General features: G+C 66.7%; 16 protein-coding genes. 2 read left to right on the top strand and 14 right to left on the bottom strand.

Annotated elements, in window-relative coordinates; translation table 11 throughout:
* Nucleotides 1-15 precede the first annotated feature (15 nt).
* Nucleotides 16-957, top strand: a complete 942-nt coding sequence (locus L5G32_RS06260; RefSeq protein WP_237010254.1) for a 5'-3' exonuclease — start codon at nt 16-18, stop codon at nt 955-957.
* A gap of 36 nt (nt 958-993) precedes the next feature.
* On the opposite strand, the gene L5G32_RS06255 is transcribed toward L5G32_RS06260, so the two are convergent.
* From L5G32_RS06255 to L5G32_RS06190, 14 genes are all read right to left on the bottom strand, one after another.
* On the bottom strand, nt 994-2013 hold the full coding sequence (locus L5G32_RS06255) for a DUF4333 domain-containing protein (RefSeq protein ID WP_237010149.1): 1020 nt from the start codon (nt 2011-2013) through the stop codon (nt 994-996).
* Between the two features lie 138 nt (nt 2014-2151).
* Nucleotides 2152-4905 (bottom strand): DEAD/DEAH box helicase, encoded by a 2754-nt coding sequence (locus tag L5G32_RS06250; RefSeq protein ID WP_237010148.1) that lies wholly within the window; start codon nt 4903-4905, stop codon nt 2152-2154.
* Between the two features lie 3 nt (nt 4906-4908).
* Nucleotides 4909-5898, bottom strand: coding sequence for a twin-arginine translocase subunit TatC (tatC, locus tag L5G32_RS06245; protein ID WP_237010147.1), 990 nt, complete (start codon nt 5896-5898; stop codon nt 4909-4911).
* Between the two features lie 18 nt (nt 5899-5916).
* Entirely contained in the window at nt 5917-6180 is a 264-nt protein-coding gene (gene tatA, locus L5G32_RS06240; protein ID WP_237010146.1) for a Sec-independent protein translocase subunit TatA, read from the bottom strand.
* A 115-nt stretch (nt 6181-6295) separates the two neighbouring features.
* Nucleotides 6296-7258 (bottom strand): helix-turn-helix transcriptional regulator, encoded by a 963-nt coding sequence (locus L5G32_RS06235; protein WP_237010145.1) that lies wholly within the window; start codon nt 7256-7258, stop codon nt 6296-6298.
* On the bottom strand, nt 7255-8196 hold the full coding sequence (locus tag L5G32_RS06230) for a helix-turn-helix transcriptional regulator (RefSeq protein WP_237010253.1): 942 nt from the start codon (nt 8194-8196) through the stop codon (nt 7255-7257). Before L5G32_RS06230 ends, L5G32_RS06235 begins: the two co-directional genes overlap by 4 nt.
* Nucleotides 8197-8263: 67 nt before the next feature.
* Nucleotides 8264-9622, bottom strand: coding sequence for a Pup--protein ligase (gene pafA, locus L5G32_RS06225; protein WP_237010144.1), 1359 nt, complete (start codon nt 9620-9622; stop codon nt 8264-8266).
* Between the two features lie 23 nt (nt 9623-9645).
* Nucleotides 9646-10365 (bottom strand): proteasome subunit alpha, encoded by a 720-nt coding sequence (gene prcA / locus L5G32_RS06220; protein ID WP_237010143.1) that lies wholly within the window; start codon nt 10363-10365, stop codon nt 9646-9648.
* Nucleotides 10362-11207, bottom strand: a complete 846-nt coding sequence (gene prcB / locus L5G32_RS06215) for a proteasome subunit beta (protein ID WP_237010142.1) — start codon at nt 11205-11207, stop codon at nt 10362-10364. Before prcB ends, prcA begins: the two co-directional genes overlap by 4 nt.
* Nucleotides 11204-11395, bottom strand: coding sequence for a ubiquitin-like protein Pup (locus tag L5G32_RS06210; protein ID WP_237010141.1), 192 nt, complete (start codon nt 11393-11395; stop codon nt 11204-11206). The genes prcB and L5G32_RS06210 overlap by 4 nt, the downstream gene beginning before the upstream one ends.
* A 73-nt stretch (nt 11396-11468) precedes the next feature.
* Complete coding sequence (gene dop, locus L5G32_RS06205) at nt 11469-12974, bottom strand: depupylase/deamidase Dop (RefSeq protein ID WP_237010140.1); 1506 nt, start codon at nt 12972-12974, stop codon at nt 11469-11471.
* Between the two features lie 58 nt (nt 12975-13032).
* Nucleotides 13033-15681 (bottom strand): FHA domain-containing protein, encoded by a 2649-nt coding sequence (locus L5G32_RS06200; RefSeq protein WP_237010139.1) that lies wholly within the window; start codon nt 15679-15681, stop codon nt 13033-13035.
* 59 nt (nt 15682-15740) lie between these two features.
* Complete coding sequence (arc, locus tag L5G32_RS06195; protein WP_237010138.1) at nt 15741-17408, bottom strand: proteasome ATPase; 1668 nt, start codon at nt 17406-17408, stop codon at nt 15741-15743.
* A gap of 33 nt (nt 17409-17441) precedes the next feature.
* Entirely contained in the window at nt 17442-18272 is an 831-nt protein-coding gene (locus L5G32_RS06190; RefSeq protein WP_237010137.1) for a tRNA (adenine-N1)-methyltransferase, read from the bottom strand.
* 62 nt (nt 18273-18334) lie between these two features.
* Between L5G32_RS06190 and L5G32_RS06185 the strand changes: the two genes are divergently transcribed.
* On the top strand, nt 18335-19189 hold the full coding sequence (locus L5G32_RS06185; protein ID WP_237010136.1) for a thioesterase family protein: 855 nt from the start codon (nt 18335-18337) through the stop codon (nt 19187-19189).
* The last annotated feature ends 21 nt before the right edge of the window (nt 19190-19210 follow it).

The following is a 19210-nucleotide window of genomic DNA, read 5'->3' as shown; positions in this document are numbered from 1 at the left end:
ATGACCGGATCGGTGATGCTGCTCGACGGCGCCAGCCTGTGGTTCCGTTCCTTCTACGCCCTGCCCGAGAAGATGACGTCACCGGACGGGCGTCCGGTGAATGCACTCCGCGGATTTCTCGACACCATCGCCGCACTCGTCACCGAACATCGACCGACACGCCTCGTCGTCTGCCTCGACGTCGACTGGCGTCCGGCGTTCCGTACCGACTTGATCCCGTCCTACAAGGCGCACCGAGTGGCCGACGACAGCGCCGGAGCGAGCGACGCCGAGGACGTCCCCGACACGCTGACGCCGCAGGTGGACATGATCACCGAGGCGTTGCGGTGCGCGGGCATCACGACGTCGGGCGCGGCCGGCTGCGAGGCGGACGATGTCATCGGCACCCTCGCCTTCGATGAAGCCGTGGACGCGGTCCTCGTCGTCAGCGGCGACCGGGACCTTCTCCAAGTGGTGGCCGACGATCCGGTGCAGGTCCGCGTGCTCTACGTGGGCCGCGGTCTCAAGAACGCCGAACTCATGGGTCCCGCGGACGTCGCGGCGAAATACAACGTGCCGACCGACCGCGCCGGGACCGCGTACGCCGAGATGTCGATCCTGCGGGGCGACCCGTCCGACGGCCTGCCCGGAGTGCCCGGCATCGGCGACAAGACGGCAGCCAAGCTGATCACCGAGTACGGCGACCTCGACGCACTCGAAGCAGCGGCCTACGACGCGGGATCGTCACTGACGAAGCGGGCGCGCAACTCGATCGTCGAATCGAAAGACTATCTGGCAGCTGCACGCGTCGTGGTCGCGGTCCGCACCGACGCAGAGACGACAGAGAGTCGCGACGACGACCGGCTCCCGACCACGCCCGACGACGTCGACGGTCTCCGGGCTCTCGTCGCCGAACTCGGTGTCGACAGCAGCGTCAATCGGCTCGCCACAGCCCTGGGGTGGGACGAGACGTTCTAGCGCGCCACCGGGCGAACCGACCTCGCGCAGAACACGTCAGTTCGTCGGACGCGACACCTCGTAGGTTCCGTCAGAGTCCTTGACGGTCACGGTGACGTGCTTGTTGGCTCCGTTGACGGTCACCGAGCAGGTGAACGTGGTGCCTTCTTCGACCTTCTGGCCGCTGGGGCAGTTGACGTCCTTCACATCGGAGATCCCGTACCCGTCGGGCTGGGCTCCGGTCAGAATCTCTTGGACCCCCGACTGGACGGCGTCCTGGTTGAGCCCGCCCTGCGCCCACTTGGGCCATAGGAACGCGGTGATCAACAGGATCGCGGCGATGAGGACGACCGCACCGCCGATGATCCCGATCAGCTTGGCCTTGCCGCCACCGGACTTCGTGCCTGCGTCTGGTTGCGGCGCATACGGGTTCAACGTCGGATCGGCCCCGAACTGCTGCTGACCGGGCTGCTGGGGCTGGCCGGGCTGGCCGTATGCCGGGGCGCCGTACTGGCCCTGCTGCGGGTACTGGCCCTGCTGGGCTTGGCCGTATTGGGGCTGCTGACCGTATTGAGGCTGGCCGGCCGCGCCGTAGGCGGGAGCGCCGTACTGTCCCTGCCCCTGCTGACCCTGCTGACCCTGCTGACCGAACTGACCCTGCTGACCGTACTGGGCCTGCTGGCCGTACTGGGGCTGGCCGGCCGCGCCGTAGGCGGGAGCGCCGTACTGAGTCTGGCCCTGCTGTGGCGCCTGACCGTATTGCGGCTGCCCCTGCGGGGTCTGGCCGAACTGGGGCGCCTGCTGGACCGTCGTTGGATCCGACTGGCCGGGCGGCTGCTGGATCGGAGCCTGGCCGAACTCTGTCGGCTGGTACGCAGCCTGCTGATCGGCAGCGGGGCCCGCCGAAGTCGCGGACTGCTCCGACTGCGGAGCAGGCGTGGCCGGCAGCTGCGAGATCGTCGTCGCCTCTGAGTCCTCGGTCGGCGCGGGAGTCTCTGGAATGGTCGGGCGCTCGACGATCGAGGTCTTGTCGTCGTCGGGCGTGCCCGCGTCAGTCGGCTCGTTACCGTTGGTCATCTCGGACCTCTCCTCGTCAATGTCACATGCCCGCCCGGTTGGTGTCCCAAATGCGTGGTGGTGTCCCAATTTCGTAGTGCTGTCACGGTACCGCAGCGATGTACCCGCCGATCGGTACGACTCCTCGGTGTCGAGAGGTCAGTCGAGTTCCGAGGCGACGACTCCGCGGCGCACTCCGGCCACGGCCCGCTTGGCCGCGCCCGCGAGCGGAGCCTGTGGATCGACGCTGCCGCGGATCTGTTCCAGCAGGTCGATGACCTGCCGATTCCAGCGGACGAAGTCGCCGGGCGACAACTGGTTCCCCTGCTCGGTCGCGGCCAACAAGGCCTCACGCAACGAACGCCCCGCGGCCCACGCCGAGATCGCCGCACAGAAGCCGGTATCCGGTTCACGCGTTTGAACGACTCCGTGTCGTTCCTGGACGCGGTTCGTGGCCTCCCACACCTGGAGCGTGCCGGTGAGCGCGTCGCGTAACTGCCGGTTTCCAGGCATCGAGTCGACACCCCCGCCGTACGACTCACGTCGAGACTGGAACAGCACCGCGGAGACCACGGCAGCGAGGTCCGGCGGCGACAACCGGTCCCATACGCCTGCCCGGATGCACTCGGCGACGAGGAGGTCGCTCTCGCTGTAGATGCGTCGCAGCACCGACCCGGTGGGAGTCACGCGAAGGGTGTCCTCGTCGTCGCTCTCCTCCACGTAGTTCAACTCCAGCAGTACCGCGACGACGGCGTCGAAATCGGTCTCCAGCTGGGAGGTCCGCTTCTCGACTGCGGCCTCCAATGACTCGACCTCGCGTTGGACGCGAGCGCGGCGCTCCGCGAGCCGGAACAAGTCCTCTAGGCCCGCGGCCTTGTGTACCGGGTGACGGCGCAACTGACCGCGCAGTTCATCCAACTCGTGGTCGGTCGGCGCAGCCTTCTTCTTTACCCGGCCTCGCGGCCGCTCGATTCCCGAACTCCGGAGGGCCGCCGCGATCTCGCGGCGAGCGTGACGCGTCCGCGTGTCCTTGGGGACGCGCAGGTTGCCGAGCACCTCGGGCGGGTTGACGTACTCGGTGGTTCCGACGCGCCCCACCCAACCGTCCTCGCTCAATACGAGCGGCTTCGGGTCCGCGCCCCGCCACGCCGGATCGAGGACGACGGCCAGTCCGCGATGACGCCCCACCTGAACCGAGACGACGTGTCCGCGCTTCAGCGCACCGAGGTCCTCAGCGATCGACTGTTCGCTGTCGAGCCGTCGGACGAAACGCTGAGCACGCTCGCGCTCCTTGATGGCTCCGCGTAGCTCCACGTACTCGGTGAACACGTCGGAGTCGAGCGAGTGTCGGCTCGCCGCAGCGTCGAGCTCGAGGTCGATCTTGCGCATCGAGCGTGCTGCGGAGTCGAGCTGCCGTGCCTGGCCGACGACCGAGCGATCCGTCTGGAACTGGGCGAACGACTGCCGGAGCAGAGCCCGCGACCCCTCCAAGCCGAGCCGGTCGATCAGATTCATCGCCATGTTGTATTCGGGAGCGAACGAACTCCGCAATGGAAAGGTCCGGGCGCCGGCCAGTCCCGCGACCCGTTCGGGCTGCACTTCGGGCGTCCATACGACGACCGCGTGTCCTTCGACGTCGATGCCGCGTCGCCCGGCCCGGCCGGTGAGCTGCGTGTACTCCCCCGGCGTCAAGTCGACGTGCGACTCGCCGTTGTATTTCACGAGGCGTTCCAGAACAACGCTGCGGGCAGGCATGTTGATACCGAGGGCCAGCGTCTCGGTCGCGAAGACCACCTTGACCAGGCCGAGCGTGAACAGTTCTTCGACCGCCTGCCGAAACGTCGGCAGCATCCCGGCATGGTGCGCGGCGAAGCCTCGCCGGAGACCTTCCCGCCATGAGTCGACGCCGAGCACGTCGGCGTCTCCCGGAGCCAACTCGGTCAGATGACGGTCGACGACGGCGTCGACACGGTCCGCCTCCTGCGGTTCGAGCAGGCGCAGATCCGACCGCAGGCACTGTCCCAACGCGCCCTCGCATCCCGCGCGGGAGAAGATGAAGGTGATGGCGGGGAGCAGCCCCTCGTTCTCGAGCATCGAGATCAACCGCGGTCGTGACACTCCTTGGGTCCGGTTGCCGCGCCGACCGCGCTCGCGAGCCATCCGATCCCGGTACGACTCGACGGCGTCCGGGCTGACCACCCGGTGTTTGATGTACCGAGTCAGCTCCGGATTGACCTGCGGCTTGCTGCCGTCGTCGCGACGACGGCGGTCGAACAACTCGAACATGCGATTGCCTACCAGCATGTGCTGGTGGAGCGGGACCGGTCGGTGTTCGTCGACGATCACGGCGGTGTCGCCGCGGACGGTGGTGATCCAGTCGCCGAACTCCTCGGCGTTGCTGACCGTCGCCGAGATGCTGACCACTCGCACACTCAGATCGAGACCGAGGATCACCTCCTCCCAGACCGCACCGCGGAAACGATCGGCGAGGAAGTGGACCTCGTCCATCACCACGTGCGAGAGGCCTGTCAGCGTCGACGAGTCGGCGTAGATCATGTTGCGCAGCACTTCGGTGGTCATGACGACCACGGGTGCCGACGAGTTGATCGAGTTGTCGCCGGTCAGCAGTCCGACGTTCTCGTCGCCGTGCACGGCGACGAGGTCGTGGTACTTCTGGTTGCTCAGCGCCTTGATCGGAGTCGTATAGAAGCATTTGCCGCTGTGGGCGAGGGCCAGGTGGACGGCGAACTCGCCGACGATCGTCTTTCCCGCGCCGGTGGGTGCGCACACGAGGACGCCGAGACCGCCCTCGAGGGCTGTGCAGGCGCGGATCTGGAACGGATCGATCCCGAAGTCCAGACGTGCGGTGAAAGCAGTGAGTTCCGGTCCTGTGATGTCGGCGTGCGTAGTCATCCCCTACAGGATGTCATCGAATGACGACGTCTCGCGCACCGAACTCGCGTTGCCGTGCGAGCCCGCGCGGATCGGCGCCGGACGATCGAGTCGTGATGCGGACTCGGAACGGTCCACCTCCTCGAGCGGCGCGGCCTCGTCGTCGTCGACGTCCATCCAGTCCGGGCTGCGCTTGGCCTTGCGACGGTCGTGGAGACGGGAGAACTGGATCGCGAGTTCGAGGAGCACAGTGAGCGCGGCGGCGAGCGCCAGCATCGTGAACGGATCCTGGCCGGGCGTCACAACCGCCGCGAAGACGAACATCCCGAAGATCAGGCCGCGACGCCATGCTTTGAGCCGCTCGTACTTGAGGACGCCGACGATGTTCAACGCGATGATCAACAGTGGAAGCTCGAAACTGATGCCGAACACGATCAACAGATGCAGCATGAAACTGAAGTACTGGTCGCCCGAGAGTGCCGTTACCTGGACGTCGTTGCCGACTGTCAGCAGGAACTCGAACGCCTTGGCGACGACGATGTAGGCGAGCACCGCGCCCGCGACGAACAGGACGGCGGACGTGGAGACGAAGGAGATCGCGTACTTGCGCTCGTTGGAACGCAGACCAGGCGTGATGAATCGCCACAACTGGTAGAACCAGACCGGGCACGCCAGCACGATGCCTGCGGTGAGCGCGACCTGCAGCCGCAGCATGAACTGGTCGAACGGACCCGTCGCGAGGAGGCGGCAGGCGCCGTCCGGAGTGAGTACGGCGCGCGTCGAGGAGGGAAGCTCGCAGTACGGTCCGCGAAGGAGTTCGCCGAGCGATTCGATACGCCAGGGACCGTGGCTGTACCAGATGAAGCCGACGATGGTCGTCAGGACGATGACGCCCAGGGAGACCAGGAGTCGATACCGGAGCTCGTACAGGTGCTCCCGCAACGGCATCGTGCCGTCGGGGTTCAGTCTGCTGCGTCGTTGGCGGGGATCGAGTCGGCGGAAATTGATTCGCACGCGCGTGTCAGGACGCGGCTACGCCGACTTCTTGGTCTCGTCGGTGACGTTCACATTGACGTCGACGTCCGACTTGCCGGCCTTGAGTTCGTGCGGTGCGTCAACGCTCGGGTCGGCTTTCGACTTGTCGTCGCCGTCGTTGGCCATCTCGGCCATCTCCGACTTGAAGATGCGCATCGAACGCCCGAGGCCACGTGCCGCTTCCGGCAGCTTCTTCGAACCGAACAGCACGACGAGCACGACCAGCACGATTGCCCAGTGCCACCAGGAAAGGGCGCCCATGAAGAAACCTCCGATAGAGAAACACGATGTACACGCTCACTGTACTCGCTGGAGTGCAGTCCGTCCGGACACGAGTGGTACACACCGTGCCGGACTGCATCATCGACGGTAGGAGTCAGTACCGTGCGCGGGCCGACCGGGCCGTCGCCGTGACCGCCGCCGCGACGTCACCGTCTTCCGTGGCCTCCAGGAGTCGGACGCGACCACCGAAGCCGAGGAGGAAGCGTTCGAGCCACTGCGGCGAACCGTAGCGGAGAGTCGCGGCGACCGGAGCGTCGTCCGGCACCACGTCGAGATCGTCGTCGGCATCGGCGGCGTAGTACTCGAGCAGCCACCGTGCGTCCGGGTCGATCTCGATCCGGACGGTCGGCAGATCGTCGGGCAACGCCGACGAGCCTGCCGCGACGGTGCGCGCCGGTGCCCGATCGGGCGGCGACGACGGCTCGTCGCGCGGCTCGGCTCGAAGGACTCGGTCGAATCGGAACAGGCGGACGGCGTCCGACGATCGGCACCACGCCTCGAGGTAGCTGTGGCCGTCGACCGCCTTGATCATGATCGGGTCCACGACGCGTTCGGTCACCTCGTCGCGGCTCGGCGTGTAATACCGGATGTCCAGGGCCACGGACTCCGCGACGGCAGCACGGATCGCCTGCCGGACCGGATCGTCGGCGACCACGGCCGCGGCAGCCGAGGCCGACGTGTGCGACTCCCCAACGGCGTCTTCGATCTTCGCCATGGCACGCCGCACTGCGTCGGCGTCCACCGCGCCGGTGTCGAGCAGCGTGCGGAGCGCGATCAGAAGCATGTTCGCCTCGGTGCCCGTCAACTTGAGCGGCCGGTCCATGCCTGCGGTGAAGCCCACGTGGACGTATCCGCTGGAGAACTCGATGTCGATCAGATCGTCCGGCATGTATCCGGGCAGGCCGCACAGAAACAGCTGCTCGAGGTCTCTCGTGAGTTGCTTCTGGGTGAGGCCGAGATCTGCTGCGGCAGTGGACAGCTTGATTCCCGGACGGGCCAGGAAGTACGGGACCATCGCGAGCAGACGCGACAGCCGAGTGGGCAACGTGCTGCTCATCGCGGATCTCCTTCCGGACCGGCGAGTCGGTCGAGTTCGGCGATGACAGTCGCCCGGAGGTCAGCGGGTTCCAGGACAACGGCGTCGGCGCCGGCGCTCAACACCGCGCGAACGACGCCGACGCGCGATCGGACGTCGATCTCAGCGACGTCGCCTGCTTCGGAGCCCAGGACGTGCGGGGTGACCGACCGCGCCATTCGGCGAAGTCCGTGCGCACGCTCGCTCGCCAACCACACGCGCGCCGTACCGCCGGTCGAGTCGTCCGCCCGCGACACGGCCTCGTCCACCAACGCGTTCAGATCGAGTCCCGCGGGGACGTGAACGGCGCCTCGATCGGAGTCGGCAGCGACGTCGCCGATGCGGGAGATCCGGAAGGTGCGGGTCGCGTCTCGATCCAGGTCATGCCCGATCACATACCAGCGGCCTCGGTTTCCCACGACGCCCCACGGTTCCAGGCGTCGTGCGGCGCGACCGCGCGTGGACCGATGCGTGAAAGTGACGGACTGCGCGGCACCGATCGCATCGATCAATCCGCGGATCGCGGTCTCCGATCCCATCGAGCGCGGGCCGCCGGCTTGGACGACTCCGAGTTCGTCGGGGGCCACGACGTCGACGCCCGACGCCCGGAGCTTGAGGACAGCAGTCTGCGATACGACTGCCACGTCCGGTTCGTGCCAGACTGCGGCGGCCGCTGCGACCGCCGCTGCCTCGTCGGTCTCCAACCGGATGTCCGGGAGCGCGTAATCGTCGGGTTTGATGAGGTATCCCTCGTCGCCGACGCCGTTCCTCCCGGTCTCTACCGGAATGCCGAGTTCACGGAGTTCGTTCTTGTCACGTTCGAGCATGCGTTTGAACGTGTCGTCGCCCTGGCCGGTGTCGCTGTAGCCGATGACGTTGGCCCGCAGATAGTCTGCGGTCACGTACTGGCGCGTCGACATCAGACAGATGACGAGGTTGAGCAGTCGCTCGGCTTTCGGAGTGGATGCCACGCGGTGATCCTAGATCCTAAAGAGACGAGATCAGTCGATCGACGCGCTCGTCGACGTTTCGGAACGGGTCCTTGCAGAGGACTGTCCGCTGAGCTTGATCGTTGAGCTTCAAATGGACCCAGTCGACCGTGAAGTCCCGCTCGGCCTTCGTGGCCGCTGCGATGAACTCGCCGCGAAGCTTGGCGCGGGTCGTCTGCGGCGGCGTGCCGACCGCGGCGTCGATCGCGTCATCGGTGACGACACGAGCAGCGAGGCCCTTGCGTTGCAACAGGTCGAAGACCCCTCGGCCACGACGGATGTCGTGGTACGCCAAGTCGATCTGGGCGATCTTCGGATCGGAGAGGTCCATGCCGTGCTTGTCCTGGTACCGGCGGAACAGTTTCTGCTTGATGACCCAGTCGACCTCGGTGTCGACCCCGCTGAAGTCGTCGGACTCGACCGCGTCGAGCATCCGACCCCACAGGTCGACGACCCGGTCCATCACCGGATCCGGGGTGCGGTTCTCCAAATGCTTCACCGCGCGCGCATGATATTCGCGCTGGATGGCGAGGGCGGTGGACGTGCGCCCGCCCGCCAGTCGGATCTCCCGGCGGCCGGTGACGTCATGGCTGATGTCCCGGATCGCTCGGATCGGGTTGTCGAGCGCGAAGTCGTGGAACGAGATCCCCGACTCGATCATCTCCAGTACGAGGAGCGCAGACCCGACCTTCAGCATCGTCGTGGTCTCGGACATGTTCGAGTCGCCGACGATGACGTGCAGCCGCCGGTACTTCTCGGCGTCCGCGTGCGGCTCGTCGCGCGTGTTGATGATCGGCCTGGACCGAGTGGTCGCCGACGACACGCCCTCCCAGATGTGGTCGGCGCGTTGTGACAGACACATCGTCGAATCCTGGCCGACGCTCAAGACCTTGCCTGCGCCGCAGATCAGTTGGCGGGTCACCAGGAACGGGAGGAGGACGTCGGAGACTCGACCGAACTCCCCCACTCGGCTCACGAGGTAGTTCTCGTGACAGCCGTACGAGTTGCCCGCCGAGTCGGTGTTGTTCTTGAACAGGTAGAGATCGCCGCCGATCCCCTCGTCTGCGAGGCGGTTCTCCGCGTCGACCATGAGGTCCTCGAGGATCCGCTCTCCTGCACGGTCGTGCGCGATGAGCTGTTCGACGGAGTCGCATTCGGCGGTCGCGTACTCCGGATGCGACCCGACGTCGAGGTACAGGCGGGCCCCGTTCTCCAGAAACACATTCGACGACCGCCCCCAGGCGACCACCCGTCGAAACAGGTAACGGGCCACCTCGTCCGGGCTGAGCCTGCGCTGCCCGTGCGAGGTGCAGGTGACACCGAACTCGGTCTCGATGCCCATGATCCGGCGTTCCACGTCAGTCCTCTTTCACTTGCAGATCAGTCTTTCGTTAACAACTCGGCGACCCGCTGGTCGGTGAGCCGCTTGAATGCGCGGCGAGGACGCGTCCGGTCGAGGACCGCGGCCTCGATCTCGGCGACCGGGAGCATCGTCGCGGCGGCGTCGCCCGCAGCGTCGCCTTCTTTGGGTGCCGCGAGGGCCCGCGCCGACGCCGTCAGTGCCTCCTCGAGCGTGAGCCCGGTGCGGTACGCGTCCTTCATCGCGGTGACGATCGGCTCGGTGGCGCCGCCCATGACCAGGAACGACTGCTCGTCGAGGATCGACCCGTCGTAGCCGATGCGGTACAGCTGGGACGGCTGGTCGGTCCCGACGCGGCCGACTTCGGCGACGCACAGCTCCACCTCGAACGGCTTGGCCTGTTCGGTGAAGACGTTTCCGAGCGTGTTCGCATAGGCGCTCGCCAACGACAATCCGGTGACGTCGGCGCGATCGTACGAGTAGCCCCGCAGGTCGGCGAGTTGAATGCCCGCCTTGCGGAGGCTCTCGAACTCGTTGTACTTGCCGACCGCAGCGAAGCCGATCCGGTCGTAGATCTCACTGATCTTGCGCAGCGTGTTCGACGGATTGTGGGCGACGAAGAGCACGCCGTCGCGGTAGGTCACGGCGATGACGCTGCGCCCGCGGGCGATGCCTTTGCGCGCCAGCTCCGAGCGGTCGCGCATGATCTGTTCTGCACTGGCGTAATACGGGAACGTCATCGTCGGTCGCCTCCGTCCTCGTGCGCCGACCGCCGTCGGTCGACGACGGCCTGCGCGGCATCGGCGATCGACGTCTCGGCGACGTCGTCCGCGCCGTCCGCGTCGATGCGGACCGCGGTCGGGAAGATCCGGCGGACCAGGTCGGGGCCGCCGGTCGCGGAGTCGTCGTCGGCAGCGTCGTAGAGTGCTTCGACCGCTACTGCGAGAGCGTCGTCGGCGGTCATGTCGCTGCGGTACAGCTTCTTCAACGACGAACGCGCGAACACCGACCCCGAGCCGATGGCTTCGTAGCCGCCTAGTTCCTCGTGCCGTGATCCGGCGACGTCGAACGAGAAGATCCGCCCGTACGACGGCTCGGTCTCGGTGTCGGTCGGCTGGTATCCGACCAGGAGCGGGATCGCCGCCAACCCCTGCATGGCCGCCCCCAGGTTGCCGCGGACCATAGAAGCGAGCCGGGACGCTTTGCCGTCCAGCGTGAGTCGGACGCCTTCGATCTTCTCGTAATGCTCGAGTTCGACAGCGAACAGTCGCACCATCTCGATTGCGATACCCGCCGTCCCCGCGATTCCTGCCGCCGAGTACTCGTCGGTGATGTAGACCTTCTGCACGTCGCGGGTCGCGATGAGGTTGCCCATCGTCGACCTGCGATCTCCCGCGAGGATCACGCCGCCGAGGTAGCTGACGGCGACGATCGTCGTACCGTGTGGGATCGACTGGGCGGCGTCGGCGGGCACCGAGGTTCCGGCGGACGCGCCGGGCAGCCGGTCGGGCGCGTTCACGCGGAGATACTCGGTGAACGAGGAGATGTCATGCCCGGACTGGCCGCCGACTCCGGCGATCACTCCCCGCCCTTCTGCACGTACGCGCGGACGAAGTCTTCGGCGTTCTCCTCGAGCACGTCGTCGATCTCGTCGAGCAGATCATCGGTCTCGACGGCGAGCTTCTCGCGACGTTCCTGCCCGGCGGCGGTGCCGCCTGCTGCCTCGTCGTCGCCCGAACCGCCGCCTCGCTTCGCCTGCTCCTGCGCCATCATCGCCTCCTGAAGAGTGGTTGTCCTTCAACACTACCGGGGCGCGGCGGCGTACGACGTGGCGAACCGCCGGTCAGTCGGCCGTCAACTGGTCGACGAGCTCCACCGCGGACCGTGCGGAATCGAGGAGTTCGCCGACGTGAGAACGGGTGCCGCGCAACGGCTCCGGCATTGGAATCCGTACGAGTGAATCGGTGCCGACGTCGAAGATCACCGAGTCCCAGCTGGCTGCCGCGATGTCGGCGCCGAAGCGCCGTACCGACTCGCCCCTGAAGTACGCACGGGTCGACTCCGGAGGCGACGACACGGCAGCCATCACCTGCTCCTCGCTGACCAAGCGCTTCATCGATCCGCGAGCCACGAGTCGGTTGTACAACCCCTTGTCGAGACGGACGTCTGAGTACTGAAGGTCGATGAGCTGCAGACGGGACGCCGCCCAGCCGAGCCCCTCGCGGGTGCGGAAGCCTTCCAGGAGACGCAGCTTGGCCGGCCAGTCGAGGATGTCGGCGCACTCCATCGGATCGCGTTCGAGCCGGTCCAGGACGTCGGCCCACGTCGCGATCACGTCGGCGGCCCGCTGGTCGTCGGCCGCATGCTCGTCGTGGTGCGCCGAGACGCGCGCCAGGTACTCGCGCTGCAGGGCCAGGCCGGTCATCTCACGACCGTCCACCAACGCGACCGTCGCCCGCAGAGTCGGGTCGTGGCTGATCGTGTGGACGGCGTCGACCGGTCGGGCGAGGGCGAGATCGGTGAGGTCGACGCCCGCCTCGATGAGGTCGAGGACCAGCGATGTCGTACCGACTTTGAGGTAGGTCGCGGTCTCAGCGAGGTTCGCGTCGCCGATGATCACATGCAGGCGGCGATACTTGTCGGGGTCGGCGTGCGGTTCGTCGCGTGTGTTGATCAGACCGCGTTTGAGGGTCGTCTCCAGACCGACCTCGACCTCGATGTAGTCGGCGCGCTGGGACAGCTGGTAACCGGGTTCTTCGCCGCGTTGTCCGATTCCGACGCGGCCCGAACCGCAGATCACCTGCCGCGAGGCGAAGAACGGCATCAGTCCGACGATGATCGAGTCGAACGCCGTGTCGCGCCGCATCAGGTAGTTCTCGTGCGTGCCGTACGAGGCGCCCTTGCCGTCGATGTTGTTCTTGTAGAGCTGCAGGCGCGGAGCCCCGGGCACGCTCGCCACGTACCGTGCGGCCTCCTCCATCACACGCTCGCCGGCCTTGTCCCAGATCACGGCGTCGAGCGGATCGGTGACCTCAGGCGCCGAGTACTCGGGGTGCGCGTGGTCGACGTAGAGGCGGGCCCCGTTCGTGAGGATCATGTTCGCGGCGCCGATCTCGTCGGCGTCGATGATCGGTGCGGGCCCCGAGTGGCGGCCGAGGTCGAAGCCTCGGGCGTCCCGCATCGGCGACTCCTCCTCGTAGTCCCACCGGGTGCGACGTTCGCGGCGCGGGACCCCGGCCGCCGCAGCGTACGCGAGGACGGCTTGCGTCGACGTCATAATCGGGTTCGCGGTGGGGTCCCCGGGTGCCGAGATACCGTACTCGACTTCGGTGCCGATGATGCGCTCCATGCGCCCCAGCGTAACGGGACCTGCGACAGCGCCGCGAACTCCGTCGACTCGCCAGACGCTAGCGGCGACGGAGACGCAGGCGCGAGTAGACCAGCGCGGTCAGAAGGACCGCCATGAGTAGCAGGACGCCATATGCGAGAGTGCTGTGCGCGACGGTCGGCTCCCACCATGGGTACTCCATGCTCTCCCCCGGCCGGGCCTTGACCTGGCTCGCCTCCGGGTTGATCTGCGGGATGTCGACGGCTTGAGCGGCCGCCGTATAGCCCCAGTAGGCCGGGAATATCCAACTGAGCTGCGCAGCGCCCGCCGCGGAGATCGGGAACAGGCCGCCGCAGAACACGAGCTGAACCATCACGACGATCACCAGAGGCGGCATCGTCTGCTCGTTGGAGCGCACCAACGACGAGATAGCGAGACCGACCAGCGTGCTCACACACGCGAGTGCGGCGATCGCCGCCAACAACGCGGCAGCGGGCGGCAGCACGACACCACCGACCTCGGGGACGTCGCGCAGACCGTAGGTGATACCCAGCATGATCGCACTCTGCACCGTCGTAAGCAGGAAGAAGACGACGACCTTCGCCGCGAGATACGCCCCGGGACGTAGACCGACGGCGCGTTCACGCTCGAAGATCGGACGTTCGCCGACGAGATCACGCACCGTCAACGCCGCGCCCATGAACGCCGCGCCGATGACCAGAACGACCAGCAGTTGGATTGCTTCGACGGGGTCCTTGGAGATGGTCGACCCCGGTTCGAGTCCGGGTTCGCTCGAACTGATCCCGAAACCGGTCGACCCGGGAATGACGAGTGTGAGCAGCCCGAGCACGATCGGCAACACCAGCAGGAACACCAGGTATCCGCGGTCGGCGAGGATCAACCGGAGTTGCCTGCGGAACACCGTCGACGTCTGCCTGCCCGCGCTCGCCTGATGCACCTTCACCGGAGGCCCTGCCGCCGGGGTCGGTGCGTGCGAGGGCGGATGCGGGTGTCGGCGGCGATAGTTGTCCCACGCCACGTCGGGCTGGTCCGCGGTGAACGCGAAGATCTCCGCCCAGTCTGTGGTCCCGAGTTCGGAGCCGACGTTCTTCGGCGCACCGCAGAACGCGGTCTTCCCGCCCGGAGCCAGGAGCAGGACCTGATCGCATAGGTTCAAGTACGTCAGGGAGTGCGTGACGACCAGGACGACGCGGCCTGCGTCGGCGAGGCGGCGCAGCGTCTGCATGACCTGACGGTCCAACGCCGGATCCAGGCCCGACGTCGGCTCGTCGAGGATCAGCAGCGACGGTCCGGTCAACAGTTCCATCGCGACCGACGCGCGTTTGCGCTGGCCGCCGGAGAGCTTGTCGATTCGGGTCTCTACGTGCTCGGTGAGCTGCAATTCGCTGAGCACGCCGTCGATCACCTGGTCGCGGTCGGCCGTCGAGAGATCGGCAGGCAGGCGGAGCTCGGCGGCATATCGAAGCGCCTGCCGCAGAGTCAGTTTGCGGTGCAAGACGTCGTCCTGCGGGACCATTCCGATACGAGTGCGGAGCGCCTCGTACTCGGTGTGCACGCCGCGTCCCTCGAACGAGACCAGGCCGACTGTCGGGTTGCCCAAGCCGGCGACGATCTTCGAGATCGTCGACTTGCCAGCGCCCGAGGGGCCGATGACGGCGGTCAACGATCCAGGCGCCGCAGTGAACGAGATGTCGTTGAGCAGCGTCTTGCCGTCGATCGTCAGGGATACGCCAGAAACCTGGACGCCGCCGGCCACGTCGTTCTGCGGACGGCCGCGGAGCAGCGTGCCGCCCGACATCACGAAGTCGGAGTTACCGATCGTGACCACGTCGTTCTCACTCAGCCGGTGCGCCATGACTCGCTGACCGTTGACGAACGTGCCGTTGACACTCCCGAGGTCCTCGAGGAGGAGGCCCTGCGGCGTCGACGTCAGCTTCGCGTGATGGCGGGACGCGAGCACGTCGCTGACCATGATGTCGTTGTCCGGGGTCCGGCCGATCGACTGTGTCCCCGACAACGCGATCGCCTCGCGTCCACGGAGACTGTCGGGGACCTCGAAGATCGCCGATGCGTTCTGGTGGAGCGCGGCCAGGTGCGGAGCATCGGCGAGTTCACCGAACCGCGGCGCCGACGCAGACGTCAGCCCGCGCGTCATGTCCTGCCGGGTGGAACCGGGTCGGATCGGGTCGGGCGGAACCGAACCGTGGTTGACCGGATCGGGCTGCGACGGAAGCGGACGGGACGGAAGCGGACGTGGCGGAAGCGGCTGCGACGGAAGCGGGTGTGACGGGGGTGCGTGTGGACGCGGCGTCTGCGCGCGGACCGGCTGCGACGGCGGAGGCGGCGCGGAGGCCGATCGCGGTGGTGCAGGCGGCACGATCGTCGGCGCGGCCGGGCGCAGCAGTGTCAACTCGAGGACCGGACCGGTCTGGCCGTCCCCCAGATTGATGCGCGTGCTCCCCGCGACGACGACCACGTTCTGACGGACTCCGCCGACGTACATCCCGTTGGTGCTGCCCGCGTCGATGACGTGCCAGCCGGTATCGCCAGACCATTCGATGGACAGGTGCCGCCGTGACACGAGGGGATGGTCGACCACGACCTCGTTGTCCGGCGTGCGCCCGAGCGAGGCAGGCGACGACCGGAGGGTCTGCGGCGTCCCTTGACCGACGCGGACCTGCAGCGGGGCGATTGCGTGAGTGTTCATCGCAGATCACCCTATCGGCTGCCCGAACGTACACCGTTCAGCGAAACGACCTTCGCGAACTACAGATACTGTCCAGTGTTCGATTCGGTGTCGATGGCCCGGCTGGCACCGCTCCCCTTGCCGGTGACGAGCGTGCGGATGTAGACGATCCGCTCGCCCTTCTTCCCGGAGATGCGCGCCCAGTCATCGGGGTTGGTGGTGTTCGGCAGATCCTCGTTCTCGGAGAACTCGTCCAGGATCGAATCCATGAGGTGACCGATCCGCAGACCGCGCTGACCACTCTCCAGATGCGCCTTGATCGCGTACTTCTTGGCACGATCGACGATGTTCTGAATCATCGCGCCGGAGTTGAAGTCCTTGAAGTACATGATCTCTTTGTCGCCGTTGGCGTAGGTGACTTCGAGGAACCGGTTGTCGTCGGTCTCGGCGTACATCCGCTCGACGACACGCTGGATCATCTCGTCCACGCAGGCCTGCGGCTGACCGCCGAACTCGGCGACGTCGTCGGGATGCAGCGGCAGGTCGACGGTCAAGTACTTGGAGAAGATGTCGATCGCCGACTCCGCGTCCGGGCGTTCGATCTTGATCTTCACGTCCAGGCGACCAGGCCGCAGGATGGCCGGGTCGATCATGTCCTCACGGTTCGACGCGCCGATGACGATCACGTTCTCCAGGCCTTCTACGCCGTCGATCTCGCTGAGCAACTGCGGGACGACCGTCGTCTCGACGTCTGATGAGACGCCCGAACCACGGGTGCGGAAGATGGAGTCCATCTCATCGAAGAACACGATCACCGGCGTCCCCTCGGACGCCTTCTCGCGTGCACGTTGGAAGATCAGCCGAATGTGTCGTTCCGTCTCGCCGACGAACTTGTTGAGGAGTTCGGGGCCCTTGATGTTGAGGAAATACGACTTCGCCTCGGCTGCGTTGTCGCCCCGGTGCTCGGCGATCTGGCGTGCCAGCGAGTTCGCGACGGCCTTCGCGATGAGCGTCTTGCCGTTGCCGGGAGGACCGTACAGCAGAACGCCCTTCGGCGGACGCAGCGAGTACTCGGCGAACAGATCGCTGTGCAGGAACGGGAGCTCGACGGCGTCGCGGATCTGCTCGATCTGTCGGCGGAGACCGCCGATGTCGGTGTAGTCCACGTCCGGGACCTCTTCGAGGACGAGATCCTCGACTTCGGCCTTCGGGATGCGTTCCAACGCGAATCCGGCCTTGCCGTCCACCAGGAGCGAGTCGCCCGGACGAAGTTTGCGCTCGGACTCGCCGCCTTCGGCGTCGTGCACGAGATTGTCGGCCAGGTGCACCACCCGCTCTTCGTCGGTGTGCCCGACGACCAGCGCGCGGTGGCCGCCCGCGAGCAGCTCGCGCAGTGTCGAGATCTCGCCGACCTCGTCGTACCCGAGGGCTTCGACGACCGTCAGAGCCTCGTTCAACCGCACCGACTGTCCGCGGCGCAGAGTCTGCACTTCGATGTTCGGCGACACCGTCAGACGCATCTTGCGACCGGAGGTGAACACGTCCACATTGTCGTCGGACGCGACTCCGAGAAGGACGCCGTATCCGCTCGGCGGCTGGCCGAGGTTGTCGACCTCCTCACGCAGCGCGATCAACTGTTGGCGTGCCTCTTTGAGCGTCTCGAGCAGCTTCGCGTTACGCGTCGTCAGCTTCTCGATCCGCTCCTGCGGAGTATCTCCTTGCGCACCGGACTCCGTCGTGGGGGTCATCGGTCCTCCTTCGTCGACGTACCTGGTTCTACGCTACCCGCGTGTCGGACGACGCTTCACGCGGAGCGTTTCGGTCCCGTCGGCGAGTCGTCGCGCCGTGATGAGGAAGGCGGTGTGGCCTTGCATCCGGTGCTCGGGACGCACGGCGAGGCCGACGGCGCTCCAGTCTCGGACGAACGACTCCCACGCGCGCGGCTCGGTCCAGCACTGCAGTTCGCGCAGACCTTCCATGACCTTGGACAACTGCGTGACTGTCGCGACGTAGACGATGAGCACGCCGCCCGGTCGGAGCGTCTTCGACACGAGTTCGAGCTGCTCCCACGGTGCGAGCATGTCCAGGATGACGCGGTCGTACTGATCGGCGGGATCGTGGTTGGCGAGATCGTCCACCACGAGTCTCCAGTTGTCGGGCGCCTGCCCGAGGAAGGTCTCGACGTTGCGGACCGCGTGCTCGGCGTGGTCCTCACGCACTTCGTACGAGAGCACTGAGCCCTCGGATCCGACGGCGCGGAGCAACGCGAGAGTGAGCGAACCCGAGCCCGCACCGGCTTCCAGGACGCGGGCTCCGGGGAAGACGTCGCCTTCGGTGACGATCTGTGCGGTGTCCTTGGGATAGATCACTTGCGCGCCCCGCGGCATCGACAGGATGTAGTCGGTGAGCAGCGGGCGCAACGCCAGGTACTCGGTGCCGTTGACCGTCGTCACGATGGAGCCCTCGTCGGCTCCGATCAGGTCGTCGTGCTCGATCCCGCCCTTATGGGTGTGGAACTGTTTCCCCGGATCCAGTACGACGGTGAACTTCCGTCCCTTGGAGTCGGTGAGTTGGACGCGGTCGCCCTCGGCGAATGGGCCGGTCGTCGGCATCGGAGTGAGTGTCCTTCGGGTCGAGAGCAAGGTGGAACTGCCCCAAGCATAGAGTGACGTTCATGTCCGACTTCGCACCGGCAGCACCCAGTTACTACCGGCCGATCGCAACGCCCGACGCCGCCGATCCGACCTACGACTACTTCCTCCCCACCGAGGCGACCGTCAGCGTCTGGTCGTCGGAGATCCAGCACGGCGGTCCGCCCGCAGGCCTGATGATGCGTGCGATCACCCGTGCGGCAGGCGACGACCCGAAGGCCGTCACCCGAGTCACCACCGAGATCCTCGGCGGTATGGGTCTGGGTGTGAACCGCGTCCGCACCACCGTTCTACGGCCGGGTAAGAGGATCTCGCAGATCGCGGCCGACCTGGAGGTCCAGTCGCCTGCCGGTGAGTTCCGGCCCGTCGCGCGCACCGTGGTGTGGCGCATCGCCACCGGCGACTCGTCGCCCGTCGAGCACCTTCCGCACCCTCCCCTGCCTGCCGGCCCGGACGACCTTCCGCAGATCCTCGGGTTCCCCGACGAGGGCGACGACGCTGTCCCGTGGGGCACGTTCGGATTCATCGGCACAACGGTGCTCGCACGGCAGGAAGGACGCAACGGCGAGACTCCCGCAGTCTGGATCAGACCGGCGATCCCACTGCTGGAAGACGAGGAGATGTCACCGCTCGAATCGGTGTTCACCGTCCTCGACGTAGCGAACGGAGTCGGAACGCGACTCGATCCGACGAAGTGGTCGTGGATGAACGTGGACACCACCGTGCATCTCGTCGCCCAACCGACGAGCCCGTGGCTGGGCCTGGACGCCGACCTCGCGATCGGCGCGACCGGTTACGGCGCGAGCTTCGCCGACCTCTATGACGTCACCGGCTACCTCGGACGTTCCGCGCAGACCGACATGATCGCCCCGAACTGACTCGATCGACGGATCGGCGTG

Origin of the sequence: Gordonia zhenghanii, from assembly GCF_021738965.1 — a bacterium.
GTDB classification, from domain to species: domain Bacteria; phylum Actinomycetota; class Actinomycetes; order Mycobacteriales; family Mycobacteriaceae; genus Gordonia; species Gordonia zhenghanii.
The sequence above is the reverse complement of the archived record's forward strand: the minus strand, read 5'-3'. Positions and strand labels throughout refer to the sequence as shown.